Here is a 368-nt window from a genome sequence, read left to right as displayed (position 1 = left end):
ATCTGGTTCTGGCGATCTCCAAGGGCGGCGAGAGTGCCGAGCTTCGCAGCATCATTTCCTATACTCGCCGGTTTTCGATCCCGCTGATCTCGATCACCTGCGGCGCGGAATCGTCACTCGCCAAGGCCTCGGATGTGGTGCTTCTCGTTCCGAACGAGGAGGAAGCCTGCCCGAACGGTCTCGCGCCGACGACCTCTACACTGATGCAGCTGGCAGTCGGCGATGCAGTGGCGGTAGCGCTGCTTGAGGCGCGCGGGTTCACGGCGCGCGATTTCCATGTGTTTCATCCCGGCGGGAAACTGGGTGCCAGCCTGGCGCATGTGGGTGACATCATGCATACCGGCGAGCGCGTGCCGCTGGTGCCGCAG

The 368-nt window shown here is 63.6% G+C and carries 1 protein-coding gene; it reads left to right on the top strand.

All coding sequences use genetic code 11. The features are described from left to right. A partial coding sequence (locus SB724_RS19520; RefSeq protein ID WP_410572433.1) for an SIS domain-containing protein occupies positions 1-368 on the top strand: 368 nt, incomplete at both ends.

The sequence above is a fragment of the Bacillus sp. SIMBA_031 genome (assembly GCF_046535225.1).
In the GTDB taxonomy this organism is placed as follows: Bacteria; Bacillota; Bacilli; order Bacillales; family Bacillaceae; genus Bacillus; species Bacillus velezensis.
The sequence above is the reverse complement of the archived record's forward strand: the minus strand, read 5'-3'. Positions and strand labels throughout refer to the sequence as shown.